General features: G+C 72.2%; 16 protein-coding genes. 5 read left to right on the top strand and 11 right to left on the bottom strand.

Annotation, left to right across the window (positions count from 1 at the left end):
* Position 1 precedes the first annotated feature (1 nt).
* Positions 2 to 1,246 carry a glycosyltransferase 87 family protein gene (locus ABZO29_RS26690; protein WP_367322713.1) on the bottom strand — a complete coding sequence of 415 codons (1,245 nt, stop codon included), beginning with the start codon at positions 1,244 to 1,246 and terminating at the stop codon, positions 2 to 4.
* Positions 1,247 to 1,345: 99 nt separating this feature from the next.
* Positions 1,346 to 1,846, bottom strand: a complete 501-nt coding sequence (locus ABZO29_RS26695) for a MarR family winged helix-turn-helix transcriptional regulator (RefSeq protein WP_367322714.1) — start codon at positions 1,844 to 1,846, stop codon at positions 1,346 to 1,348.
* A 119-nt stretch (positions 1,847 to 1,965) separates the two neighbouring features.
* On the opposite strand from ABZO29_RS26695, the gene ABZO29_RS26700 reads away from it, so the two are divergent.
* Positions 1,966 to 2,379: an organic hydroperoxide resistance protein gene (locus ABZO29_RS26700; RefSeq protein ID WP_367322715.1), complete on the top strand. Its 414-nt coding sequence runs from the start codon at positions 1,966 to 1,968 to the stop codon at positions 2,377 to 2,379.
* 31 nt (positions 2,380 to 2,410) lie between these two features.
* Here ABZO29_RS26700 and ABZO29_RS26705 read toward each other — a convergent pair whose 3' ends face one another.
* From ABZO29_RS26705 to ABZO29_RS26745, 9 genes are all read right to left on the bottom strand, one after another.
* Complete coding sequence (locus ABZO29_RS26705; protein WP_367322716.1) at positions 2,411 to 3,967, bottom strand: hypothetical protein; 1,557 nt, start codon at positions 3,965 to 3,967, stop codon at positions 2,411 to 2,413.
* A gap of 73 nt (positions 3,968 to 4,040) precedes the next feature.
* Positions 4,041 to 5,306, bottom strand: coding sequence for a hypothetical protein (locus ABZO29_RS26710; protein WP_367322717.1), 1,266 nt, complete (start codon positions 5,304 to 5,306; stop codon positions 4,041 to 4,043).
* Positions 5,303 to 7,522 carry a CDP-glycerol glycerophosphotransferase family protein gene (locus tag ABZO29_RS26715; protein WP_367322718.1) on the bottom strand — a complete coding sequence of 740 codons (2,220 nt, stop codon included), beginning with the start codon at positions 7,520 to 7,522 and terminating at the stop codon, positions 5,303 to 5,305. The genes ABZO29_RS26710 and ABZO29_RS26715 overlap by 4 nt, the downstream gene beginning before the upstream one ends.
* An 8-nt stretch (positions 7,523 to 7,530) precedes the next feature.
* Positions 7,531 to 9,744, bottom strand: coding sequence for a CDP-glycerol glycerophosphotransferase family protein (locus tag ABZO29_RS26720; RefSeq protein ID WP_367322719.1), 2,214 nt, complete (start codon positions 9,742 to 9,744; stop codon positions 7,531 to 7,533).
* 141 nt (positions 9,745 to 9,885) lie between these two features.
* The gene (locus ABZO29_RS26725; protein WP_367322720.1) at positions 9,886 to 12,147 is read right to left on the bottom strand and encodes a CDP-glycerol glycerophosphotransferase family protein; all 2,262 of its coding nucleotides are present in this window, start codon (positions 12,145 to 12,147) and stop codon (positions 9,886 to 9,888) included.
* A gap of 191 nt (positions 12,148 to 12,338) precedes the next feature.
* Positions 12,339 to 13,250 (bottom strand): carbohydrate ABC transporter permease, encoded by a 912-nt coding sequence (locus ABZO29_RS26730; RefSeq protein WP_367322721.1) that lies wholly within the window; start codon positions 13,248 to 13,250, stop codon positions 12,339 to 12,341.
* Positions 13,247 to 14,590 (bottom strand): carbohydrate ABC transporter permease, encoded by a 1,344-nt coding sequence (locus ABZO29_RS26735; RefSeq protein ID WP_367322722.1) that lies wholly within the window; start codon positions 14,588 to 14,590, stop codon positions 13,247 to 13,249. Before ABZO29_RS26735 ends, ABZO29_RS26730 begins: the two co-directional genes overlap by 4 nt.
* A 7-nt stretch (positions 14,591 to 14,597) precedes the next feature.
* Positions 14,598 to 15,974: an ABC transporter substrate-binding protein gene (locus tag ABZO29_RS26740; protein ID WP_367322723.1), complete on the bottom strand. Its 1,377-nt coding sequence runs from the start codon at positions 15,972 to 15,974 to the stop codon at positions 14,598 to 14,600.
* Positions 15,975 to 16,279: 305 nt separating this feature from the next.
* The gene (locus ABZO29_RS26745; protein ID WP_367326256.1) at positions 16,280 to 19,933 is read right to left on the bottom strand and encodes an FHA domain-containing protein; all 3,654 of its coding nucleotides are present in this window, start codon (positions 19,931 to 19,933) and stop codon (positions 16,280 to 16,282) included.
* A gap of 475 nt (positions 19,934 to 20,408) precedes the next feature.
* Between ABZO29_RS26745 and ABZO29_RS26750 the strand changes: the two genes are divergently transcribed.
* From ABZO29_RS26750 to ABZO29_RS26765, 4 genes are all read left to right on the top strand, one after another.
* Entirely contained in the window at positions 20,409 to 22,100 is a 1,692-nt protein-coding gene (locus ABZO29_RS26750) for a serine/threonine-protein kinase (protein ID WP_367322724.1), read from the top strand.
* A gap of 136 nt (positions 22,101 to 22,236) precedes the next feature.
* On the top strand, positions 22,237 to 23,475 hold the full coding sequence (locus ABZO29_RS26755) for a serine/threonine-protein kinase (RefSeq protein ID WP_367322725.1): 1,239 nt from the start codon (positions 22,237 to 22,239) through the stop codon (positions 23,473 to 23,475).
* 111 nt (positions 23,476 to 23,586) lie between these two features.
* The gene (gene prfB, locus ABZO29_RS26760; protein WP_367322726.1) at positions 23,587 to 24,693 is read left to right on the top strand and encodes a peptide chain release factor 2; all 1,107 of its coding nucleotides are present in this window, start codon (positions 23,587 to 23,589) and stop codon (positions 24,691 to 24,693) included.
* 307 nt (positions 24,694 to 25,000) lie between these two features.
* Complete coding sequence (locus ABZO29_RS26765) at positions 25,001 to 25,630, top strand: LPXTG cell wall anchor domain-containing protein (RefSeq protein ID WP_367322727.1); 630 nt, start codon at positions 25,001 to 25,003, stop codon at positions 25,628 to 25,630.
* Positions 25,631 to 25,660 lie beyond the last annotated feature (30 nt).

The raw sequence follows: 25,660 nt of genomic DNA on the forward strand, positions 1-25,660 counted from the left end.
TTCAGGAGACGGTCAGGGGCCGGCCGGGGATGCGGTGGGGCGCCGGCTGCGGACCGACCGTGGGCGCCGGCATGCCCGAGCGCCACAACCGGATGAAGGACAGCACGGCCGCCGCCGCCAGCAGGCCGTTGCGGACGAGCATCAGGGCGCAGCCGGTCCATGTGCAGGCCATGACCTCGTCGTACATCACCGGATACGCCACGGCGCTCACCGCCGTCGCCGCGACGATCAGCGCGGCCACGGCGCGTTGCGTGGTGTGCCGCGAGGTGAGGCACACCGCGGCCAGGCCCAGCAGCCAGATCATGTACTGCGGGCTGATCACCCGGCTCGTGACCGTGAACAGCAGAACGGCGCCCAGGGCGGCGTCGTACGGTGTCGCGGGCGTCCACCGCCGGGCCCGGATCCGCCACAGCAGCAGGAGGCCGAACGCCACGGCCGTGAGGGCCAGCGACGCGTCCGCGACCGACGAGACGTACGGACCCGTGAACTCCATCGACCCGTACCGGTACTCGACCTTCCCCGGCCAGCCGGCGTGCGTGGCCAGCGAGAGCATCGTGCCGCCGAGCGACTCGATCTGCACGCCCCGGCCGCCCTGCTGGCGCAGAAACGCGAAGGGGCTCGTGAACAAGGCCGTGAGGAGGGCGAGCAGGCCGGTCCCCGTCACCGCCGCCGACGTCCACGCCGACCGTGTCGCCCGCCCCTTCGGTGTGCCCAGCAGCACCAGCACCGGCCACACCTTCACCAGCGCGCCCAGCACGGCGAGCGCACCGCACGCGCGCGTGGAGCGCGACAACGTCAGCAGGGAGATGACGGCGAGGGCTGTGACCTGCACGTCGTAGCGCGCGAGCGGGGTGTGCAGGAGGAGCGGGAGGCCGCCCACCCACAGCAGGGCTCCGAGGAGACTCCGCCCGGTGCGTGTACCCGCCCGGGCCAGCGCCAGCGCGATGACCGCGTCGGCGGCGAGGGTGAGCGCGACGAACGCCTGGAAGTACGTCAGACCGGGCAGCAGCGCGGGTGACAGCAGGACCGGGCCGGCGCCCGGCGGATACTGCCAGAGCGTGTCGTGCGCCGGGAAGGCGCCGTGTGCGAGGACGCCGTACCAGTGGTGGTACAGCTTCCACACCTCGCGCGCCACGCCTCCCCGGCCCAGCAGGGGCAGCGCGTCGTGGGCGAGCAGCCACAGCATCAGGGCGCGGGTGGCGATCCAGCCGGCGGCGAGGAGGGCGAGGGGACGGCGATGTGTCATGACGGCGGATCGTAGGCCGCGCGAATGCCATATCCCTTCCGATACGCCGTCAATGAACAGTAAGCGTTGGTTAATAGTACAAAAGGTGCCACGGTCCGCCTATCGGCAGCCGGGTGTCTCCTCCAGCGCGGCCGAGTCCAGCGCCGTGGTGAGTTGGTCGAGGCGCTCGCGCAGTGCGCCGATCTCGGCGAGGTCGAAGCCGGTTGCAGTGACGATCCTGCGGGGTACCTCCAGGGCCTTCTCGCGCAGCGCCTCGCCCTCCTCGGTCAGCTGCACCTCCACCGAGCGCTCGTCGCGGGCGCTGCGTTCGCGCCGTACGAGGCCGGCCGCCTCCAGGCGCTTGAGCAGCGGCGAGAGCGTGCCGGAGTCCAGGCGCAGGTGCTCGCCGAGCTTCTTGACGGGCAGGGTGCCCTGCTCCCACAGCACCATCATCACCAGGTACTGCGGGTAGGTGAGCCCGAGGTCCTTGAGGATCACGCGATAGACGCCGTTGAAGGCACGCGAGGCGGCGTGCAGGGAGAAGCAGATCTGGCGGTCCAGGCGGAGCCAGTTCTCCGCGCCGTTGTCCTGGGGGGCGGCGGGTGTCGGGGTGGCGGTCATGCCTCCAGGGTAGCCCCTGCCCGCCATTCAGTTGTGCCCAATTGAATTGTGTGCTCTACTTGGCACCGTGCGGCGGCCGGACAGGCCGCCGGAACGTGACTCGAGAGGGATGGTTTTCCATGGACGCGCTCTACACCGCTGTCGCCACCGCCACTCACGGCCGCGAGGGCCGCGCCGTCTCCTCCGACGGCAAGATCGACCTCGCGCTGGCCATGCCCGTGGAGCTGGGCGGCAACGGGCAGGGCACCAACCCGGAGCAGCTCTTCGCCGCCGGTTACGCCGCCTGTTTCGGCAGCGCCCTCGGACTCGTCGGCCGCCAGGCGAAGGTGGACGTCAGCGACGCCGCGGTGACCGCCGAGGTCGGCATAGGCAAGCAGGGCGAGGGCTTCGGCCTCAAGGTCGCCCTCCGCGTCGAGCTGCCCGACACCGTGGACGAGGCGACCGGCCGCAAGCTGGTCGAGCAGGCCCACCAGGTCTGCCCCTACTCCAACGCCACCCGCGGCAACATCGAGGTCGACCTCGTCATCGAGTAAGGCTCCCACCGCGGCGTGCGAGGACCGCAGCTCAACCGACCCGCGCCAGCACCTCCCCCGTCCGCCGGCTCCACGCCACCACCACCGCCTCCCGGGGTACCGGGTGCCACCGCGTCAGCAGCAGCCAGCGCACCCGGTACCGGCGGGCGACGGCGCTGCGCTCGGCGCGGGTCGCCGCCGGGGAGAGATAGGCGCGGACGTCCGCCAGGCGCCGCAGCCGCTCCCGCTCGTCGAGGGCCGCGTCGGGCCAGGCGGGCGCGGCGAGGTTCGGCCCGTAGCCCGCGATCGCGTGGACGGAGTAGTAGCCCTCGGTGATCACGACCTCGCCGGGCCGGATGTGCCGCGCGGCCCACTCGTACGTCGGCCAGCGCGGCGGCTGCCCGAAGCCGACCGGATCCAGCGAGCGGGGCACGACCGCCCCCGCCTGGACCGTGAGGAAGCCCAGGAATGCCCCGGCCGCCGCGACCCCGCCCAGCACGCGCCGCCCCGCGCCCCACGGCCGGGGCGCCGCCATTTCCACCGCCAGGGCGAACTGGAGGGGCACCAGTGTCAGCCCGAGGATCCTGCCGTAGGTGTAGTGGCCGCTGATCCAGCCGTACGTCACCACCAGGCAGTCCAGGGCGAACATCAGCACCAGTGGGTCACGCCGAGACGACCTCCGTGCCCGCAGCCAGAGTGCCGGCAGTCCGAGCAGTGCCAGCCAGAAGTGCCCGGCCAGGCCCAGGTACAGCCGCCGGTGCATGGCGTCCACACTGTCGTCCCCGGCGAGCGCGAACACGTCGAAGTACGGCCATGCCCGGGCGACGGTCAGCGCCACGGCACCCGCCAGCCCCCAGCGCGCCAGCACGGCCCCCCGCCATCCCCGCTGCCATCCGGCCACGAAGGCCACGGCCCCGAGCACCGCCGCCACGGCCGTGATCGGATGGACCAGCAGGATCACCCCGTACAGCGCGCCGAGCCCCGCGTACCCGGTGAAACCGCGCAGCCCGCTCGGCCCGACGAACCGCACCCTGCGCACATCACGCACGCGTGCCCCCGTCAGCGCCCACGCCCAGAAGGCGAGCCCGATCGCGAACGCCGACGGGTAGGCGAGGTTGCCGGTCATCGACATCAGCCCGAGATAGCCGCTCCACCAGGCCCGCTCGGTGCCCCACAGCAGGGTCATCGAGGCCAGCGCGAGCACCGGCGCCCACTGTCGACGCGTGAGCACCCGCACGAACCGGCCCAGGCCCGTCAGCAGCACCACCAGGTTGAACGGGCCGGCGAGCTTCACCACGTCCCAGCCGGACAGCCCCGTCAGCCGGGCGAACGCGCCCTGCGCCACGGCGTAGGGCGAGTAGTACGGGCTGCCCGCGCCCGGCAGGTCGGCCATCGGATGACGTGGGTGCAGGAGGTTCGCCCTGAGGCGCTCGACGACCGCGGCGTGCTGGCCCGCGTCGCAGCACAGCGGTACACGCCAGTACGCCAGCGACATCACCAGCCAGAACAGGAAGCCGGCGACCTGGTAGGGGGTGGGACGCGGGACGCGGCCACCGCGCAGCGCGGTCGCGCCGCGTGCGGAGCGCCCGGTCAGGACGCCGGAGCTCACCGGAGCCGTACGGAAGAGGGCGTAAGGGGCATTGGCCGTATATGCCCACCAGGGTCAACGACTTTGCCCGGCTTCACCTCATCGAGTGAGCCCGTCCGGCGCGGTCCTGGGCCGGCAGCGGCACCCGCCCCCGTACGACGGGCTCCAGCAGCAGCGGCAGTCCGAGGACGGGCAGCAGCCACGCCAGGACGATCAGCCGCTCGCCCCAGATGTTGATGTCCGGGTGCCCGGCCTGGGTGAGGATTCCCGTGAACGCGGCCGCGAACAGGAAGCAGCCGAACGCCCGTCGCCTGAGCGCACCCCAGGCACCCGCGGCCAGCAGCGTGAGGAACAGCGGCTCCCAGAGCTGCCGGCGCAGCCACTCCACCCAGAAGTTGACCTGAAGATGCAGGAACTCCGGCCACGGACGCGCGCGGTCCGGCCGGGTGAAGTGGGCCGTGAGCAGGTCCTGCAGGCTCTCCGACTCGGACGGGTAGTGCAGCAGCCTCGCCGCGAGCAGCGTCCCGAAGGCACCGCAGGCCCCCACCACCGCGACCGGCACGACCCGGTGGCGGGAAGCGGACCGCCGCCGCCGTACCGCGATCGCCGCTCCCGCACCGGACAGGCACACCCCGAGGAACAGCGCCTGCGAGTGCTTGACCGTGAACAGCGCGACCAGACAACCGCCGACGAGCCAGGCGCCCGCCCGCACCCGCCCGTCCAGCGCCAGCGCGCAGCCCCACACCGCCGCCAGCGTCAGCGTCAGCAGCAGGCCCTCGGTCATCGGGCGCATGGCGGTCGTGCCGCACGGCAGAACGTAGAACAGGGCCTGACCGGTCAGGCACAGGGGTGTGGGGGCCCGCAGAGTCCGCAGGATCAGGAAGGCGAGCACCCCGCCCATGATCGTGATCACCACGCTCGCCGTCCACATCCCCCATGTCACGCCGAACACGGTGACGAACGGCACCAGGAACACCGGATAACCGGGGCGCGCCTCGAAGATCCGCATGAACCGCTCGGACATGTACGGCACGGTGTGCCCGCCGGTCTGACCCGCCCTCAGCCGTGCCCCCACGACCCGCCACTCGGCGGCCCGGCACTCGGCCATGACGCGTCGCCTCGGGTCGGGTGCGTGGAAGTGGAGCACGTCGACGCTCTGGTTGCGGGCCGCGATCGACGCCTCGCCCGCGCAGGCGTACCCGATGGTCGCGGCGGCCGCCTCGTGCTTGCCGTCGCCGCGCAGGCTCAGCGCGTAGGACAGATAGTTCTTGGTGTCGGGGGTGTCCCGGCCGGTGACGTTCGCGAGCTGGAGCAGGGCGAACAACGCGGCCAGGCCCAGCATCCAGCCGCGGGGCCTCACGAGGACGCGAGCAGGTCGTGACCGGCGGCCGGGCCGGGCACCCTGACCGCGGACCGCGGGTGGGGCATGTCCTCGCCCAGCATCAGCGTCCGTACGACGCGCTCGGCCGCCCGCCCGTCCTCGAACTCGCAGAACCGCTCCCGGAAGGCCGACCGCAGCCGCGCCGACTCCTCGTCCCGCCACGCCCCGGAGGCGAACAGCCGCGCCAGTTCCCGGTGGGAGCGCGAGACGTGGCCCGGTGGTTCGGCGGTGACGTCGAAGTAGGTGCCCCGGCTCGCCGCGTACGCGGCCCGGTCGTCGGCGTGGACGACGATCGGACGGTCCAGGTTGGCGTAGTCGAACATGAGGGCCGAGTAGTCGGTGACGAGGACGTCGGAGGCGAGCATGACCTCCTCGACGTGCAGTTCGTCCGTCGCGTCGACCAGGACGCCGCGCCGGTGCAGATCGGTGAGGCCGAGTCCGCGGGCCGGGCCGGTGGCGAGGGTGGGATGCAGACGGACGACGAGGGTGCGGCCCTCGCCCAGGTCCTGCGCGAACCGGGCCAGGTCGACGCGGTCGACGTGGCCGCCGCGCACGTACTCGCGGCGGGTGGGGGCGTACAGCACGACCGTGTGCCCGGCCGGAATGCCGCGCCGCGCGCGGAACCCGGCACCGGCGTCCTCCGGCGGGTCGACGAGCACGTCGTTGCGCGGGCTCCCCGTCCGTACGGAGGTGAAGTGGCAGGGATAGGCCCGCTCCCACACCAGCTCGGAGTGCCGGTTGGCGACCAGGCTGTAGTCCCAGCGGTCGGCGCGCCGCAGCATCTGCGGTACGTCGACGCCGTGCCGGGCGCCGGGCTTGTCCAGCAGGTCGGCCGCCATGTACTTCAGCGGGGTGCCCTGATGGGTGTGGATGTGCACGCTGCCGGGCTGTTTGACCGGCGTGGCGGGCCAGCTGACGTTGTTGACGAAGTACTTCGCCCGCGCGGCGAGCCGGTGGTGGCGCAGGGAGTCGAGGAGGACGTGCTCGACCCCGTCGGGCAGCAGCGCCGCCTCCTCCTCACCGCGGACCACCCACACCCCGCGGATGTGCGGGGCGATCTCCCGCGCCTTGCGGTGGACGGCCGCCGGGTCGCCCAGCGCTCCGCGGTGCGAGAACGCCGAGTACAGGGCGAGATCGGGGTCGAGGGTGCCGCGCGCGTGCAGCGCGGCCCAGCCCCGCTTGACCCGCGCTGCCGTGGCCCTGCGTGCCTCCAGCGCCCGGCGCGCGGCCTCGCGGCCCGCCCGGGCGGCCTGCCGTTTCATCACGTACGCGGCGTAACCGCCCTCGAGCAGCCGTAGTTCGCCGTCCACCGCGGCGCCCGCGGGCCTGTGCTCGCGGAACAGTTCGGTCGTACGGCGGAAGAACTCGCGCTTGTCCGACGGCGGCAGCCGGTCCGGCTTGGCGAGGATGTCGAGACAGTGTTCGCCCATCTTGCGGTGCAGACAGGGCCGCCAGCACGCCAGCTCCGGGCGGGAGTCGACGAAGGCGAAGACCCGTTCGTACTGGTCGTGGATGTCGAAGTGCTTGCGGCTCGTGGTGGACAGGATGTTGCCCTGCCGGCGCTGCCGGTAGTTCAGGCAGATCCGGTCCAGGGTGGCGATCCGCTCGGCGCTGAGCATGACCGGGAAGGTCCAGGGCGTGTCCTCGTAGTAGCCCGGCGGGAACTCGAACCCGTTCTTCCCCACGAACTCCCGGCGGTAGACCTTGTTCCACACCACCATCAACAGGTCGAGGATCTCCGGGCGTTCGGCCACGGTGAAGGTGCCCTCGGCGGCCTCGGCGAGGACGTCCGCCAGTACGTTGCGCCGCGTGCCCCCCCACCAGTACGTGCGCGCGTAGTCGAAGACCAGCACGTCCGGGTCGTGGGTCTCGTCGAGACGGTCGGCCATGGCGCGCAGCGCGCCGGGTGTGAGGGTGTCGTCGCTGTCGAGGAAGAAGAGGTAGTCGCCGGTCGCCTGGGGCATCCCGGCGTTGCGGGCGCGGCCGAGGCCCACGTTCTCCGGCAGGTGCAGCGCCTTGAGGCGCGGGTCGCGGGCCGCGTACTCGTCGAGGATCGCGCCGCAGCCGTCCGGCGAGCAGTCGTCGACGGCGATCACCTCGATGTCGCGGTACGACTGCTCCAGGACCGAGTCGAGGCACTCGGCGAGGAAGCCCTGCACCTTGAAACAGGGGACGATGATGCTGAAGCGGGGCACTGCTGACGTCAGCTCCTTACGAGGGGGGCGGCGGCTGGGGCCGGGACGCGTGCCGCGAGCGGGGTCACCGGTGGGATCGCCTCCGGGGGCTCGCCGAGCAGCACGCGGCGCACGATGCGTTCGGCGGCCCGGCCGTCGTCGAACTGGCAGAAGCGCTCACGGAAGCGGGCCCGTGCGGCCGCGGACCCGGCTCCCGCGTACGAGCCGTCGCGGAAAACCCGCGCCAGCTCCTCCGGTGTGCGGGCCACCGGGCCGGGCGGCGTCTCCATCAGGTCGAAGTAGACGCCCCGTGTCTCCCGGTAGACCTCCCAGTCGTCGGCGTACACGACGATCGGCCGGTCGAGGTTGGCGTAGTCGAACATGATCGACGAGTAGTCGGTGACCAGCGCGTCCGCGGCCAGGCAGACGTCCTCGGAGCAGCGGTGCCCGGTGACGTCGATGACGCGGCCGCTGCTCGCCCGGCCGCCCCGGTCGTAGAAGTAGTGGGCGCGCAGCAGCACCACCACGTCCTCGCCGGCCGCCTCGCAGAAGGCCTCCAGATCCAGCCCGGTGTCGAATCCGGTCCGGTAGTCGCGGTGGGTGGGGGCGTACAGGACCGCCGTCCTGCCCTCGGGGACGCCCAGCTCCCGCCGGATGCGGGCCACGTCCTGCGCCGTCGCCGTGTAGTACACGTCGTTGCGCGGATAGCCGTACTCCAGCTGCTCGTACGAGCCCGGGAAGGCGCGCTCCCACATCCGGGTGGAGTGGCTGTTGGAGGACAGGTTGTAGTCCCAGCGGTCGACCCGGCCCAGGAGGTTGGTGAAACTGCCGGTCGCGGCCGCCACCACCGGGTACGTCGACTGGTCGACGCCCATCTTCTTCAGCGGGGTGCCGTGCTGCGTCTGCAGATGCACGCTGCCCTCGCGTTTGACCACGCCCTCCGCGAAGTTGGCGTTGTTGACCAGGTACTTGGCACGGGCCAGCACGTCCCAGTAACGGCGGCTGCCGATGACGGCGTGGTCGACGTCCTTCGGCATGGCGTGCGCCTGGTCGGCCTCCACCAGGAACACCGAACGGATGTGCGGGGCGAGTTCGCGTGCCTTGGCGTGGATCGCGGCCGGATTGCAGGTGTAGCCGCGGCCCCAGTACGCGCAGTACACGGCGAGGTTCGGGTCGATACGGCCGAGCAGCCGGCGCCGGTAGAACAGGCGCGTGCGCAGCATGTGGGGGCGGGGGATGCGCTGGAGCAACTGGGTCGCCGACTGGTTGGCGCCCCGCAGCGCGCGGAACGCCGTGTACGCCCTGGCCGCCAGCAGCCGGTGCTGCACGCCCAGGCTGCCGCCCGGCACGCGGAAACCGGCGGGGCGGTGGTGCCGGTACAGCCTGCCCGCCCTGCCGAAGAAGGCGCGCCGGCTGCGTGCGGGCAATCGCCGCGGATGCGCGGCCGTCTTGAGAACGGTGGCGAAGAGCTGCTCGAACAGCGGGCCCGAGCGGTCCTTCGGGAGGTCCAGTTCGGCGGCCCGGGTGAGCACCAGCTCGGTCTGGTCGAGCAGTTCGGCGTGGTGCTCGCCCGGCGCGTTCAGGCGGTTGCCCTGTCTGCGCAGCAGATGCCGTACGACGACGGAGCGCAGCACCGCCATGCGCTCGGCCGCGACGGTGACCAGGCCGCCGAAGCCGATGTCGGTGAAATGGTTTCCGGGGAAGACGAGTTCGCGGTCGGTGAGGAAGGCCCTGCGGTAGGCCGCGCTCCACGCCGGCAGGTGCACGCCGGTCACCTGCGGGGCGCTTTCCGGGGAGAAGGCGCCGTTCGGCGTTCGTGCGAGGAGCGCTGCGGCAGGGTTGGCCGGTTCGCCCTCCCACCAGGGCGTCCGCTCGTGCTCGAAGTACAGAACATCCACATCGCCGCCGTCGCCGGTCTCGTCCAGGCGTGCGTCCAGCGCCGCCAGGGCGCCCGGCGCGAGGGTGTCGTCGCCGTCGAGGAACAGCAGATAGGCGCCGGTCGCCGCCCGCATCCCGGTGTTGCGTGCCCCGGCCAGTCCGGCCGACGGCGGCGAGTGCACCGAGGTCACCCGGCAGTCCCGCTCGGCGTATCCGCAGGCGACGCCGGCCGCGGGGGAGTCGGGTGCGTCGCAGACCGTGATCAGCTCGAGGTCGCCGAAGGACTGGGCGAGGACGGAGTCCAGCGCCAGGGACAGCCGGCCCGCGACCCCGTGGGACGGAACGATGATGCTGAAGCGGGGCATTCTGATCTCTCTGTTGCGGTCCTGGTGCTCACGCCGTGCGGTTGCGGCCGGGGCGCCCCGCCGGCCGGCAGGTGGACGGCCGGGTCGGGGTGGGCCGCGATGTGCTGAGGGGCATACGAACTCCCGGAAGGGACAACGGCGTCACAGGCAGTCGGTGACGGGCAGCGAACCCGCCGGTTGCGGCACGGTGGCGAGCGGGGAGCGCGCGAGTGCCGAGGCGGCCGACGGCGCGGGACGCCGCTCGTCCGGCGGCACGAGCGGCGGCAGGTCCTCGGTCTCGCCGAGCACGACATGGCGTACGACCCGCTCGGCGGCGCGTCCGTCGTCGTAGGGGCAGAACCGCTCGCGGAAGGCCGCCCGCAGCCGCGCCGAGCGCGAGTCCCGCCACTGGCCGGTCGCGAAGACGTCGATCAGCTCGTCCTCGCTGTGCGTGACCGGGCCGGGGGAGAAGGACCGCAGGTCGAAGTAGGTGCCGCGGGCCGCCTCGTACACCTCGCGGTCGTCGGCGTGGATCACGATCGGCCGGTCGAGGTTGGCGTAGTCGAACATGATCGACGAGTAGTCGGTGACCAGCGCGTCCGAGGCCAGACACAGGGACTCCACGCTCGGATGACCGGAGACGTCGATGATCCGGGTGCCCCGGGCGAGCGGGCCGTCCTGCCAGTAGTGGGCGCGGGCCAGGATCATGAAGCGCGGTCCCAGGCGGCGCAGGACGCGGGCCAGGTCGAGGGTGGTCTGCTGGGTGCGGCGGTAGTCGCGGTGGGTCGGCGCGTACAGGACCGCGACACAGTCCTGCGGGATGCCGAGCGTCTCGCGCAGCCGGGACACGTCCGCCGGTGTCGCCCGCAGGAGGACGTCGTTGCGCGGATAGCCGTAGGGGAGCGTGGTGTAGCGGCCGGGGTAGACGCGTTCCCAGGTCAGGGTGGTGTGGCGGTTGGCGGACAGGACGTAGTCCCATTTGTCGACGCCCCTGAGGAGTTCCTCGAAGTCCATGTCGCGGGCGGCCGCCGGGCGTTCCCGCAGGTCCAGGCCCATGTGCTTGAGAGGGGTGCCGTGCTGGGTCTGGACGAAGACCTGCCCGCGGCGCTTGACCAGGCGGCGGTCGAAGTTGACGTTGTTGACCAGGTACTTGGAGCGGGCGAGCGCCGACCAGTAGGCGGCCGTGCCGGGGCTGAGGCGGCGGGTGCCGGGCGGGATCGTGTGGTGGTGCTCGGGGCGGGCGATCCACGCGGTGCGGACGTGCGGGGCGTGCGTGCGGAACGCCTCCTCCAGGGCGCCCGGGTTGCAGCCGTGGCCGCGGCCCCAGTAGGCGCTGAAGACGGCACGGTCGGCACGCAGCGGGAGGCGCAGCTGGAGGCGGTAGTGCAGCTGGAGTGCCGCCGCCCGCACGGCCCGTGCGAGCTTCCTGGCGCCCTTGAGCGTGCGGCGGCGCACGGACATCGCCAGCTGGAGCGCCCGGTAGGTGCGGTGCAGGCCCAGGTGGACGAGTGTGTGGCGCAGACGGGTGCGCAGCGGGACGGGGGCGCCCGGGGAGCGGTAACGGCGGTAGTGGGCGCGGGCCCTGCGCAGGAACTCGGCGTGCGTGCCGCGCGGGAGACGGCCCCGCCGGGTGAAGACCGTCGAGAGGTGGTCGACCATGCGGCGGAACAACACCGGCCGCCAGTGCGCGAGTTCGGGGCGCTCCTCGACGAACGCGAAGACCCGGTCGTACTGCTCGAAGACGTCGAAGTGCCGGCGGCTGGTGGTGCCCAGGATGCTGCCCTGGCGGCGCTGCCGGTAGTGGACGCAGACCCGGTCGAGGGTGGCGATCGACTCCGCGGCCATCAGGAGGGGGTAGGTCCAGGGCGTGTCCTCGTAGTAGCCGGGCGGGAAGGCCAGGCCCTGGCGCTCGACGAACTCCCGCCGGTACGCCTTGTTCCAGGCCACCATCAGGACCCTGAGCAGTCCCGGCCGGTCCTCCAGACGGAACGGGGCCGGGCCCCGCTCGGCGAGCTGTCCCGCGGCATGGTTGCGCTCGGCCTCGCCCGACCAGTACGTGCGCGCGTAGTCGTAGACCAGGACGTCCGGTTCGTCCGTCTCCTTCAGCCGGTCGGCGATCGCGAGGAGAGCGTCGGGCGTGAGGGTGTCGTCGGAGTCCAGGAAGAGCAGGTAGTCGCCCGTCGCCAGGGTCATGCCGGCGTTGCGGGCGGGGCCCAGGCCGGCGTTCTCCGGCAGGTGCAGGGGGAGTACGCGGGGATCGCGGGCCGCGAACTCGTCGATGATCTCCCCGCAGGCGTCCGGCGAGCAGTCGTCGACCGCGATCAGTTCCAGATCCGGATACGACTGGGAGAGCACCGATTCGAGGCACTCGTGCAGATACGCCTGAACCTTGTACGCGGGGACGATGACACTGAACCTGGGCAAGGGACATCCATGGGTCGGCGCGGGGGTTCTGCCCGGTACGCGGGCGTTCTGCCCGGGAACGGCCGATGGAGTGATTTGGTTACGGTTCGTACGGCATCCGGGGGATTGCGCGTGAACGGGAAGGGGCGGGACAGTGACGTCCCGCCCCCGGATCCGGTTGTCCTGGCCCGCGTTTCACCAGTCGCCGAAGGTCACTTCACCGCGCCCGCCATCACGCCGGACACGAACTGCCGCTGGAACGCGAAGAACACGGCCAGCGGGATCACCATGGAGATGAACGCGCCCGGTGCCAGGACGTCGATGTTGTTGCCGAACTGCCGTACCTGCGTCTGCAGGGCGACCGTGATCGGCTGGCTGTCGGCGTTGGTGAACACCAGCGCGACCAGCATGTCGTTCCACACCCACAGGAACTGGAAGATGGCCAGACTCGCGATCGCGGGCCCGGCCAGCGGCATCACGACCCGGACGAACAGCCGCAGTTCACCGGCGCCGTCGAGCCGTGCCGCCTCCAGCAGCTCCCGGGGGATCTCCGCGAAGAAGTTCCGCAGCAGGAACACCGCGAAGGGCAGGCCGAAGCCCGTGTGGAAGAGGATCACGCCGAAGATCGTGCCGAACAGCCCCAGCTTGCCGAACAGTTCGGCGATCGGGATCAGCGCCACCTGCACGGGCACGACCAGCAGCCCGACCACGGCCAGGAACCACCAGTCACGGCCCGGGAACTCCATCCACGCGAACGCGTAGCCCGCCAGCGAGCCGACGGCCACCACCAGGATCGTCGCCGGCACCGTGATCAGCACGGTGTTGACGAGGGAGTTGGTGATGTCGCTGTTCTCGAGGAGCTTCTGGTAGCTGTCGAAGGTGAGTTGGGAGGGCTCGCTGAAGACCTTCCACCAGCCGCTCGCGCTCATCTCCTCCGGCGGACGCAGCGAGGACAGCAGCAGACCGATGGTCGGCACCAGCCAGAACAGGCCCACGACGATGAGGAACACACGGAGCACACCGCCGCTGACCCCTTCGGCCAGCCGTGCCCCCAGCGACCGCTTCGCCCCGGCGGCCGTGGCGGGCCCGGTCGTCTTCCCGAGACTTCCGGCGTGCGTCGTCATCGCCTGACCTCCCGCCTCAGCCTGCGGACGTTGAACCACATCACAGGGATCACCAGCAGCAGCAGGAACACCGCGATCGCGCTCGCGATGCCCGGCTGGTCCTCGGCGAAGCCCTTGCGGTACAGCTCCAGGGCGAGCACGTTCGCGTCGTCCTGGGAGGAACCCGGGGCGATGATGAAGACCAGGTCGAAGATCTTCAGCACATTGATCATCAGCGTGACGACGACCACGGCGAGAACGGGGGCGAGGAGGGGGACGGTGACCCGTCTGAACACCTGCCACTCGTTGGCGCCGTCGACCCGCGCCGCCTCCAGGAGCTCCCGGGGCATACCCGCGAGTCCGGCCGCGATCAGCACCATCGCGAAGCCCGCCCACATCCAGATGTACGAGCCGATGATGGCCGGCGTGACCAGCGACGGGCCCAGCCAGTCCACACCGTTGTACGGCTCCTTGAAGTTGCTCGCGGGCAGCCGCAGCGAAGCCCCGTCCGCCTCGGCGGGCAGGGTGAAGGTGCCGTCGTCGGCGGCCTTCGTCGACGCCACCACCTTGCCGTCCTTGACCGCCTCGATCCTCATCCCGGCATAGCCCAGCTCGGACTGATCGGGCGCGCCGAGCTTGCCGACGCCCTTGCCGCGGGTGAAGTCCTGCCAGGTCGTACCGGTGATCTTCCCCGGGTCGGCCTTCGCCGCCACGGCCTGCTTCGCGCTGTCGGGCATCTGCTCGGGCGCGACACCGACGAGGGGCAGGGTGACGGTCTCGCCCGTGCGGACCGTCGCCTTGGTGACGAAGCCGCCGCCCTGGGCCTCCAGGGGCGAGTCCCGGCCCGGGTGCGCCTTCGGGAAGGCGGAGGACGGGGCGAAGGTGTCGTGGACGCCGACCCACACGGCGTTCGCGACACCCTTGTCCGGGTCCTGGTCGTAGACGAGCCGGAAGATGATGCCGGCCGCCAGCATCGAGATCGCCATCGGCATGAAGACGACCAGCTTGAACGCCGTGCCCCAGCGGACCCGTTCGGTCAGTACCGCGAAGATCAGGCCGAGCGCGGTCGCGATCGTCGGCGCGAACACCACCCAGATGACGTTGTTCTTCAGGGCGGTGCGGATGCCTTCGTCGGTGAACAGGGTCTTGTAGTTGTCGAAGCCGGCGAACCCGTTGCCGGACTGGTCTTGGAAGCTGCGGACGAGCGAGTACCCGATCGGGTAGACCACGAGCGCGCCGAGCAGCACCAGGGCGGGCAGCAGGAAGAGAGCTGCGACGGTCCTGCGGGTGCCGGTCACGCTCTTGCGACTGCGAGGAGCGGCAGGGGCCGGAGGGGCCCCTGCCGCCGCGTCCGACGCCATGGCCGGATCAGCTCCCGTACGCCTGCGCCGCGTCCGCCTCCAGTTTCGCCTGCGTCCCCGCCACGTTCGTGGGGTTCTTCAGGAAGTCCTGGAGGTCCTTCCACTCGCCCTTGCCGGGCGTGCCGCCGAAGGCCTGCGGTGCCTGGTCGGACATGTCGAAGCGGAAGTCGTCACCGGCCGCGATGAGCGACTTGGCGATCTTCTGCTGGACCTCGTTCGGGTACGCGGAGTTCGGCACGTTCTTGTTCGGCGAGAGGTACCCGCCGAGCTTGGCCTGGATGGTCGCCGCGTCGGGCGAGGCCAGGAACGTGGCGAGCGCCTGCGCTCCCTCGGAGTCCTTCAGGATGACGGCCGCGTCGCCGCCGCTGACGACGGGTGCGGTGTCGCCCACGGCCGGGAACGGGAACACCTTCGCGTCCGTGCCCACCTTCGCGTCCGTCTGCGCGATGTTGACCTGTACGAAGTCGCCCTCGTAGACCATGGCCGCCTTCGGCTGGTCGCCGCCGGTGAAGGTCTGCGTGACGGAGGCAGGGAACTCGGTCTGCAGCGCGCCGTCCGGGCCGCCCGCGATGTAGTCCTTCTTGCCCCAGATCTGCGCGAGGGTGGTCAGCGCCTCCTTCACGGACGGGTCCGTCCACTTGATCTTGTGCTGGGCGAGCTGGTCGTACTTCTCCGGACCCGCCTGGGAGAGGTAGACGTTCTCGAACCAGTCGGTCAGCGGCCAGCCGTCCGCGCCGGGGATGGAGAACGGCGTCACACCGGAGTCGTAGACCGTCTGGGCGGTGGTGAGCAGCTCCTGCCAGGTCTTGGGCTCACTCGCCCCCGCGTTCTCGAAGACCTTGGCGTTGTACCAGATCAGGGACTTGTTCGCGGCCTTGTAGTAGACGCCGTACTGCGTGCCGTTGACCGCTCCGATGTCCTGCCAGCCCTGCGAGTAGTTCTTGGCGAGTTCGGCCTTCGCCTCGGCGCCCAGGGACTTGGCCCACTTCTTGTCGACGGCCTGTTTGATGGCGCCGGGCTGCGGGAGCATCGCGATGTCCGGCGGCTGGCCGCCCGCGATCTTCGAGCCGAGGAAGTTGATGATGGGGTCCTGCGCGGGCACGAAGGTCACCTTGGCGCCGGTGCGCTTCTCGAACTCCGCGAGAACCTTCTTGAAGTTTTCCTGTTCCGGTCCCGTCCAGACGGCCGCCACCTCGAGAGTCGTGCCGTTGAGCTTGGGGAGGGTGAGGGTGGTGCCGGTCTGCGTGGGGGTGCTTCCGCCGCCACTGCTCTTGTCGTCGTCACCGCCGCATGCGGTGAGGGAGAGTGCGAGGGCTCCCGTGAGGAGGGCGGCTGCCGTCCTCACGGCCCTGCGTGTCCGGTATGTGCTGCTCGTGCTGCGCATGACTGCCCCGTTCTCCGTTCCTCGTCGAACGTCGAGCGCTGTCCCGTGGCTCCGGTCTACGCCGGGTGCTCTTGGTCGGCAAGACCGCGTGCTGTGTCAACCGGGTGATCGTGACCGCGTCGTGACTAGTGGGCGCGGGTCTGGACCGGCCGAGGAGTTTTAGGCCGTTGGGAGTCCGGGGCGAAGCCACCGGGGCGAGGGTGCCTCTTGTCCGACCGAGTCGAGTGTTGGGTGGGCACAGGCCCGGGGGTCCAGAGGTCCAGGGGACGGAGCCCCCTGGCGGGTCGAAGGAGCGGAGCCCGTCGCTACAACAGCGACGGCACCTCCGCAGCCGCCACTTCCCGCGCCGCCCGCTCCAGCGCACTCGCCAGCAGCGCCAGATCCGTAGGCCCGTTCCCCAGCTCCCGCACCGGCCGCCGCGCCGGCGGATCCCCCATCCGCTGCCAGTCCAGCGGCACCACCGTCGGCCGCAGCGTCGCCGTCCGCGGAATCCGCCCGGTGACCCGCCCGCCCTGGAAGGGCGTGACCCGCCCGTCGGCGTGGGCGAGGCGGCCCCGGCCCACCGCCGGTTCGTCCGCTCCGGCCTCCGCCGCGTCGAGCGTGACCCGCGACGAAGCCCGCCGGGCCGGCTCCGACTCCGCCGTACGCCCCCCGGCCCCGGCCGCCGCCACCAGGTGCACCCCGAGCCGCTCCCCGTCCCGGGCCACCGACTCCAGTGCCCGCATCACGGATCCGGCCGCGGGCCGCCCGGGCGAACCCAGAGGGGGCGAGACCAGCGCGTCCAGGTCGTCCACGACCACCACCAGCCGGGGCAACGGCGGTGCGGCCTCCGTCTGCCGACGGGCGGCCGCCGAGGTCCGCAAATGCAGAGTGGAACTGGACGACCCCTCGAGATCCCCGGCACCGACGGGCGCGGTGGCCCCGCTCGCCCCGGTCGCTCCCGCCGTCCTGGACGCACCGCGCTGCGCGACCATCCGGCCCGACACCTCACGGTGGGTGTGCCAGTCGGCGAAGTCGGACCGACCCAGCAACTCGGTGCGCCGCTTGAGCTCGGCGCTCAGCGACTGGGCGAACTCCCGCATACGGACGGGGTCGTTGGCGGTGAGGTGCGTGGTGACGTGCGGTACGTCGGTACAGATCCGCAGCCCCTCGCCGTGACCGCCGCCGGCACCCACGCTGTCCCGGCCGTCCATCAGGACGACGGCCAGCCGGTCGGGCCGCTCGGCGGCGGCCAGGGAGGCCACGACCGCGCGCAGCAGCTCCGTACGACCGCTGCCCGCCGGGCCCTCGATCAGCAGATGCGGCCCCTCGGTCACGAGATCCACGACGACCGGCCCGCGCGGCCCCGCCCCGAGCACGGCACGCGCCCGCCCGCCGAGCGCCTCCTTGTCATCGGCCGCGTCCGCCCACCTCGCCATCAGGGAGGCGGGCGTGGCCCGGGCCAGCCCCAGCTCGTCGAGGAGCCGCGCCGCCTGCGGCAGCGGTGCGGACACGCGTGTGTGCCGCTCGGCGGCCACCGCGTCCGTACGCAGCGGCGCCAGCGCCCGCGCGAACCGCTCGGCCCAGGCGAGGGAAACGGCGTCCACGACGGCGACGGTGCCGTGACCCACGGGGCCGGAGCGCGTCGTGGTGCGGTCCGGGTCGTGGTCCGGCGTGTGCTGCTGCTCCGCCCCGGCCCGCGCTACCCGCAGCAGCCGCAGAGCCGTCGCCACGTCCCCGCTGAGCAGCGCGACGGCACCGCACTCCCGGAAGGTGGGCGATGCGGCACAGGCCGCTTCGTACGTGTCGGTCACCGGGGACGCGGGCGAGGCGGGCGCCGTCTCGGCGAGGCACACGACGTGTATTCCGGCGCGCGGTCCCTCCAGCGCCAGCCGCGCCGTGGCCTTGCGCAGATCGGCGCCGCCGGGGTCGCCGTCGACGACCACCACGGTGTACGGCCCCGGGAAGCCGCCGTCCGTCGCGTCGGTCCCGTCGTCGTCCGCGAGCGCCCAGGAGGGGCGCCGGGTGGCGCCGCGCGGGCCGCCGGCGGAGGTGCCTCGGCTGGGGGCGCCGGATATCCGCGTGCCCGGTGTGCCGGCGGCGTTCTCCGTGAGGTGGTCCTCCAGGCGTCGGAGCAGTTCGCCGGTGCGCGCCGCGGCCTGTTCGCGGTCGTAGGCGAGCAGCAGACGGCAGTCCTGGCCGTGGCCCGGACGCAGATGGGGGAGCCAGCCCAGCCACGCCCACTCGGCGGTGCGTTCCTCGGCGGAGCGGGAGCGGTCCGTGCTGATCAGGACGATTTCCAGGCTCTCCGGGGAATGCAGCGCGGCAAGCTGGGCCAGCACCGCGCGGGCCAGACCGGCAAGACGCGTACGCGGTCCCGCCAGGCCGAGCGCCCCGGCCTCGCGCAGGTCGGTGGTCACCGGGACCGCGGGCAGCAGCCCCGAGCCGTCGGGCGCCGTCCGGTCGGTGGTGCCGAGCCGGACCGTGAGCGCCTCCGGATGGTCCGGGCCACGCTCCCACAGCCGGGGCCCGGGGCCCAGCGCCGCGAGCAGCAGCGCCGCCGGGTCGGGCCAGGTCTCGGGCAGTGGGGAGGCGACGGCCGACGGCTCCTCGGTCGCACCGGCCGCCTCCTCGTCGTACTCCTCGCGCGCGGTCGTGTCCTGTGTGCCGCCGCGCCCGCCGGCCAGCCGCCGGGCCCACGCCGAGAGCCCGCCCCGCCTGCGCACGCCCGGTGGTACGTCGGTGCCCCGGAGGGGGGTTCCCTTACGGCGGCCGGTTTCGCGTGCCTGCGCCGTGCCGCCCTCGTCGTAGGGGGTGGAGCCGTGCGGGCCACGAGCGGTGGGCGGGTCGTCGAGCGGGCCGATCCCTGTCCGGCCGGCATGGGTGTCCCCGATGTCCTTGGTGCCCTCGACGCCCATGGCCGGGGCCGGTCCCGATGTGCTGCCGGGGGCACGCGTGCCGGGCGCCACGGTCTGCGCCCCGCCCGAGCCCGCCGTACGGGTCCCCGCGTCGTCGTGACTCTCGATGCGCGGTGCGCCGCCCTGGCCCGGCACCACGGGCGCTTCGCCCGCGGCGTGCGCCCGGGCATCCGGCTCGGCATCCGAGCCGCTCCAGGCCGACGTCCCGTAGCCGTGACCCGTTTCCCCGGCGTGCGCACCCTCGCCGCCCGGCACGCGCGCGTGAGCGGCATCCGCGGCGCTCCCGGTCGTGTCCGCGGCGCTGTTTCCCTCGGTCTGCGCGCGCGTGTGCGCGGTGCCGCGGACGCCCGGGCCGGACCCCGCGCCGTCCGCCTCACCGGACGCTCCTCCGCCGGCCATCCGCACATGCCCCTCACCGTCCGGTGCCGTCGCCACCCGGGCTCCGGGCCCACCGGGCGGGGCCAGCCGCAGGGCCGACTCGCCGATGCGGAGCAGGGAGCCCGGGGCGAAGCGGACCGGGCGGGCGGGCACGCGGGCCCCGTCGAGGGTCGTGCCGTTGGTGGAGCCGAGGTCGGCGACGGACACGCGGCCGTCGGGGGACAGGGTCACCGCGCAGTGCAGCCGCGAGACGTCCGGGTCGTCGAGCGGGATGTCGGCGTCGGCGGAGCGGCCGACGTGGACCTGCCCGCCGTGCAGCAGATGAACGCCGCCCGCGTCGGGTCCCGCGACCACATGGAGCTGGGCCGGGGCGTCGTCGACCTCGGGATGCGGCTCGGGGTCTGCCGGGGCGCCCAGGGACAGCATCGCGCCGTCTGTCAGTGGGGGCTCGCCGAGCGTGCAGCGCTGGGTGTCGAGGCGCTCGGCCCCGGCGTACAGCACGGCCTGTCCGCTCCCGGACGCCGCCGCGCCCCCGTCGCCGGAGACCGCCGAGGCCAGGGCCGACGCCACCGCGGCCAGCGCCGTGCCCGCGGGCGCCGTGACCAGCACGTCGCAGCTCGCGGCTCGGCCCCGCGGCCCGGGGGGCGGGCCCAGCGGGTCTACGACGGTCAGCCGGATCTGCATCGCCGTCAGCGGTCCCTTCTGCGCGGGCGCCCGCGAGGCGAGGACGAGGCTGTGCCACGGTCCCCCACCGCGGACTTCCCCCACCGCACACGAGCACGTCGGCCAGTACTGCCAGCATCCTCGCACCTGCCACTGACAACGCGCCCGCCACCCGGCCTCAAGTGATCTTGATTGGTCGGCTCTGCCCCCAAAAGTGCCTGCCCAGTGCATCACTGACGATCACTTGAGATCGGTCACGTCCGCCTCCGGCAACCAACGGAACCGGGTCGAGCGTCTTTCCTTCGAACATGTACGGGAACGCGTACGTAAGTCGCCTGTGTGGAACCCGGCGCCGAGCACGGGAACAGCACAGCGACGACAGCCCGGTCCCACGTACGAGCGGCACTACAGTGGGTCGGAACACACGTAGCACACCGGAAAGCCCGAACGGAACCGGTGTACGGACCAGGCAAGCAAGCAACAGGGAGCGCATGACGTGCGGCCGGTAGGCAGCAAGTACTTCCTCGAGGAGCCGCTCGGCCGCGGCGCCACGGGGACCGTCTGGCGAGCCCGCCAGCGAGAAACCGCGGGCGACGAGGCGGCCGTGGCCGGCCGGCCGGGCGAGACCGTCGCGATCAAGGTCCTCAAGGAGGAGCTCGCGAGCGACCCCGACATCGTGATGCGGTTCCTGCGCGAGCGGTCCGTCCTGCTCCGCCTGACCCATCCGAACATCGTCCGGGTCCGTGACCTGGTCGTCGAGGGCGAACTGCTGGCACTGGTCATGGACCTCGTCGACGGCCCCGACCTGCACCGCTACCTGCGCGAGAACGGCCCCTTCAGCCCCGTCGGCGCCGCACTGCTCACCGCCCAGATCGCCGACGCGCTCGCCGCGAGCCACGCCGACGGCGTCGTGCACCGCGACCTGAAGCCGGCCAACGTCCTGCTCCAGCAGAACGGCGGCCAGATGCACCCGATGCTGACCGACTTCGGCATCGCGCGCCTCGCCGACTCCCCGGGCCTGACCCGCACCCACGAGTTCGTCGGCACACCCGCGTACGTCGCGCCCGAGTCCGCCGAGGGCCGCCCGCAGACCTCCGCCGTCGACATCTACGGCGCCGGAATCCTGCTGTACGAGCTGGTCACCGGCCGCCCCCCGTTCGGCGGCGGCTCCGCCCTCGAGGTCCTGCACCAGCATCTGAGCGCCGAACCGCGCCGCCCGTCCACGGTCCCCGACCCCCTCTGGACGGTCATAGAGCGCTGTCTGCGCAAGAACCCCGAGGACCGGCCCAGCGCCGAGAACCTCGCACGCGGCCTGCGCGTCGTCGCCGAGGGCATCGGCGTGCACGCGAACTCCGCGCAGATCGCCGCCGCGGAGGGTGTCGGGGCCCTTCTCGCCCCCGACCCGGCACCCGCGGCCGTACCGGGCGTCCCCGGGGCCGCCGATCCCACGCAGGTGCTGCCGCACGGGGCGCCCGCGGGGGCGTACGACCCGAACGCGGCGACCAGCGTCCTGCCCCACACCGGGGGCCCGGCCGGCGCCGCCGACCCCACCGCCGTACTGCCGAACCGCGGCGCCGCCGACCCGACGGCCGTGATGCCCTCGATGCCGCAGCACCAGCCGGGGCAGCAGCCCGGGCAGCCTGAGCAGCCGCACCCGTGGCAGACCCAGCTGCGGGCCGCGCGGGACCGCAACGAGCAGACGCAGGTCCAGCAGTACCTCGACCCCAGCCAGGACCCGCTGCGCCGCCGCCCCCAGCGGCAGGTCGCCCGGCCGCAGCAGCAGCCGCAGCGGCCCGCACAGCAGCGGCCGCAGCCCGGCTACGGCCAGCAGCAACAACCGCAGCAGTACACCCCTCCGCAGCACCAGCAGCCCCAGCGGTACGCCCCGCCGCCCCAGCAGCAGCGTCCGCAGCGGCCCGCGCCGGAGCCCCGGCAGCCCCGGCAGCGCAGCGCCAACCCGATGAAGATCCCCGGGCTCGGCTGCCTGAAGGGCTGCCTGTTCACGATCGTCATCCTGTTCGTCGCGGGATGGCTGATCTGGGAGCTGAGCCCGCTGCAGGAGTGGATCGGCACGGGCAAGAGCTACTGGGAGCAGATCGGTGACCTGTTCGAGAAGGTGAGCGGGTGGATCGGGGAGCTGGGCGGGAGCTCGGGAGGCACGGGCGGAGGCACCGGCGGCACCAACTGAGTCCGTCGCCCCGTCGCCCCGACGCTCGCGAGTTTGGGGATTTGTCGACACCTGGCGGGTGATTTCCGTCTCCGCGGTGAAGGTTGGCTCTTCGGGCGCGTAGCTTTAGCGACAACACGCGTCTGTAGGAGCAGCCTTGGCACGGAAGATCGGCAGCCGGTACGCCGCCCACCAGATCCTGGGGCGGGGCAGCGCCGGCACGGTGTGGCTGGGCGAGGGGCCGGACGGACCCGTCGCCGTCAAGTTGCTGCGCGAGGACCTCGCCTCCGACGAGGAGCTCGTGGGCCGCTTCGTGCAGGAGCGCACGGCGCTGCTCGGCCTCGAGCACCCGAACGTCGTGTCCGTCCGCGATCTCGTGGTCGACGGGAACGACCTCGCGCTGGTCATGGACCTGGTCCGCGGCACCGACCTGCGCACCCGCCTCGACCGCGAGCGGCGGCTCTCCCCCGAGGCCGCGGTGGCGATCGTGGCCGACGTCGCCGACGGACTGGCCGCCGCGCACGCCGCCGGGGTCGTACACCGGGACGTGAAGCCGGAGAACGTGCTCCTGGACATGCAGGGCCCGCTGGGCCCGGGCGGCTCGCACCGGGCGCTCCTGACGGACTTCGGAGTGGCCAAGCTCATCGACACGCCGCGGCGGACCCGCGCCACGAAGATCATCGGCACGCCGGACTATCTCGCGCCGGAGATCGTGGAGGGCCTGCCGCCCCGGGCGGCGGTGGACATCTACGCACTGGCCACGGTCCTGTACGAGCTGCTGGCCGGCTTCACACCGTTCGGCGGCGGTCATCCGGGGGCGGTGCTGCGCAGGCATGTCACGGAGACGGTCGCGCCGCTGCCCGGGATCCCCGACGAGCTGTGGCAGCTGATCGTGCAGTGCCTCGCGAAGGCGCCGGCCTCGCGGCTGCGGGCGTCCGAGCTGGCGGCACGGCTGCGGGAGCAGCTGCCGGCGCTGGCGGGGATGCCGCCGCTGGACGTGGACGAGCCGGACGTGGAGCCGGCGGAGGAGGAGCGGGAGGCCCCGTCCCAGGAGGCGGCGCCCTCGGCGTCGGTATGGCGGGGAGCGGTGCCGCTGGTGCCGGGGGCGAAGCCGGCCGACTCCAACCGGGACACGCACACGTCGATGAGGGTGCCGGGACCCGATGAGCTGGCCGGAGGCGCGCGGGGGACGGCACGGGTCCCGCGGGCCGCCGGCGCACCGCGCCCCGGCTCCGCCCGGCACAGGGTCGCCGCGCGGCGGAGGCGGTTGGCGCTGGGGGCGGGGGCGGTGGTGCTGGTGGCTGCGGTCGGGTTGGGCACATGGTGGGCGACGTCCGGGGACGACGCGGGGGCGAGCCCCCAGGACACGAAGAACTCGGCACCGGCGGCACCGTGACCAGGGGGCTCCGCCCCCTGGACCCCCGGTCGACGCCCGCACCGGCGCCGGGTGCCCCGTTGGCTGCGGTCACCGGCGTTCCCCACTTGGCGGAGCCGTTACGCTGGGAGCGTGGCAGTCGTCGATGTATCCGAAGAGCTCAAGTCCCTCTCCTCGACCATGGAGTCGATCGAGGCCGTTCTGGACCTCGACAAGCTGAGGGCAGACATCGCCGTGCTCGAGGAGCAGGCGGCCGCGCCGTCCCTGTGGGACAACCCGGACGAGGCGCAGAAGATCACCAGTCGGCTCTCCCACCTCCAGGCCGAGGTCAGGAAGGCGGAGGCGCTGCGCGGCCGGATCGACGATCTCGCCGTGCTCTTCGAGATGGCCGAGGAGGAGGACGACCCGGACACCCGCGCCGAGGCCGAGTCCGAGCTCACCGCCGTCAAGAAGGCGCTGGACGAGATGGAGGTCCGCACGCTGCTCAGCGGTGAGTACGACTCCCGTGAGGCGCTCGTCAACATCCGCGCCGAGGCCGGTGGCGTCGACGCCGCCGACTTCGCGGAGAAGCTGCAGCGGATGTACCTGCGCTGGGCGGAGCAGAAGGGCTACAAGACCGAGCTCATCGAGACGTCGTACGCGGAAGAGGCCGGCATCAAGTCGACCACCTTCTCCGTGCAGGTGCCGTACGCCTACGGCACCCTCTCCGTCGAGCAGGGCACGCACCGCCTCGTGCGCATCTCGCCCTTCGACAACCAGGGACGCCGCCAGACCTCCTTCGCCGGCGTGGAGGTACTCCCCGTCGTCGAGCAGTCCGACCACGTCGAGATCGACGAGAGCGAGTTGCGCATCGACGTCTACCGGTCCTCCGGACCGGGCGGTCAGGGCGTCAACACGACCGACTCCGCGGTGCGCATCACGCATCTGCCCACCGGCATCGTCGTCTCCTGCCAGAACGAGCGGTCGCAGATCCAGAACAAGGCCACCGCGATGAACGTCCTCCAGGCCAAGCTGCTCGAGCGGCGCCGGCAGGAGGAGCAGGCCAAGATGGACGCGCTCAAGGGCGACGGCGGCAACTCCTGGGGCAACCAGATGCGGTCGTACGTGCTGCACCCGTACCAGATGGTCAAGGACCTGCGCACCGAGTACGAAGTCGGCAACCCCGAGGCCGTGTTCAACGGCGAGATCGACGGCTTCCTCGAGGCCGGGATTCGCTGGCGCAAGCAGCAGGAGAAGTAACGCGAAGCGCGGGGAGCGCTTTGTCGACAAGGCAACTGCCGCCTCTTGGGCGGCAGTTGCCTTTTCTGTACCTGCCTGTCTGGGTTTTACATCACACTCACAGACTCCATCACCCGGCAAACAGTGCGCAGTTGGGGCATCACGCACGCAACGGCCTTGACGTTGCTTTGAAAAATGGGAAGGGTAAAGAGCGGCATGCGTATCTCTGGGGCGCATGTGAACCGGGGGGCTCCAGTTCAGCCATCTCCGTCGATCACCGCCCCGAATGCGGCCTCACTGACGATCGGCTACTGGGGGTAGCAACCACATGACGAAGAAGACGCGCATCCGTGTCGCGCGCATCGCCGCCGGCGCGGTGATCGCCGCCGGCGCCTCACTGACGGCCGCGGGCGCGGCATCGGCTCTCGACCTCGGTGTCTCGCTGAGCGCTGACACGGCTGACGACGACCCGATCTGCGACATCGTCGCGGATCCGACGTGCCCGGAAGCGCCGCCGACCAGCCCGGACACGCCGCCGACCGACCCGGGCGTCCCGACCGATCCGGGCGTCCCGAGCGACCCGGGTGTCCCGACCGCCCCGAACACTCCGACCCAGGCACCGCCTACCACCGAACAGCCCACCGGGAACCCGACCGAGGGCAACGGGAATGGGAACGGCAACGGCAATGGCAATGGCAACGGGAACGGTGGCGGCAACAGCAACACCGACCCCGACGGCGGCAGCAACGACAACTCCGCCCAGGAGGAGGGCTCCTCGGCCCTGACCGACACCGGTTCTTCCGAGACCTCCGCCCAGGGCAGCGGCGGCGAGCTCGCCGAGACCGGCGCCGCGCAGACCACCTTCCTGCTGGTCGGCGCCGCCACGATGATCGCCGGCGGTGTCGGCTTCCGTGTGCTGCCGCGCCTCATGGGCGGCCGCGGCGGTGCGGCTGCCTGACGGTAGCCGCAACCGTACGGAACGTACGCG

The organism is Streptomyces sp. HUAS ZL42, assembly GCF_040782645.1.
Lineage (GTDB): Bacteria > Actinomycetota > Actinomycetes > Streptomycetales > Streptomycetaceae > Streptomyces.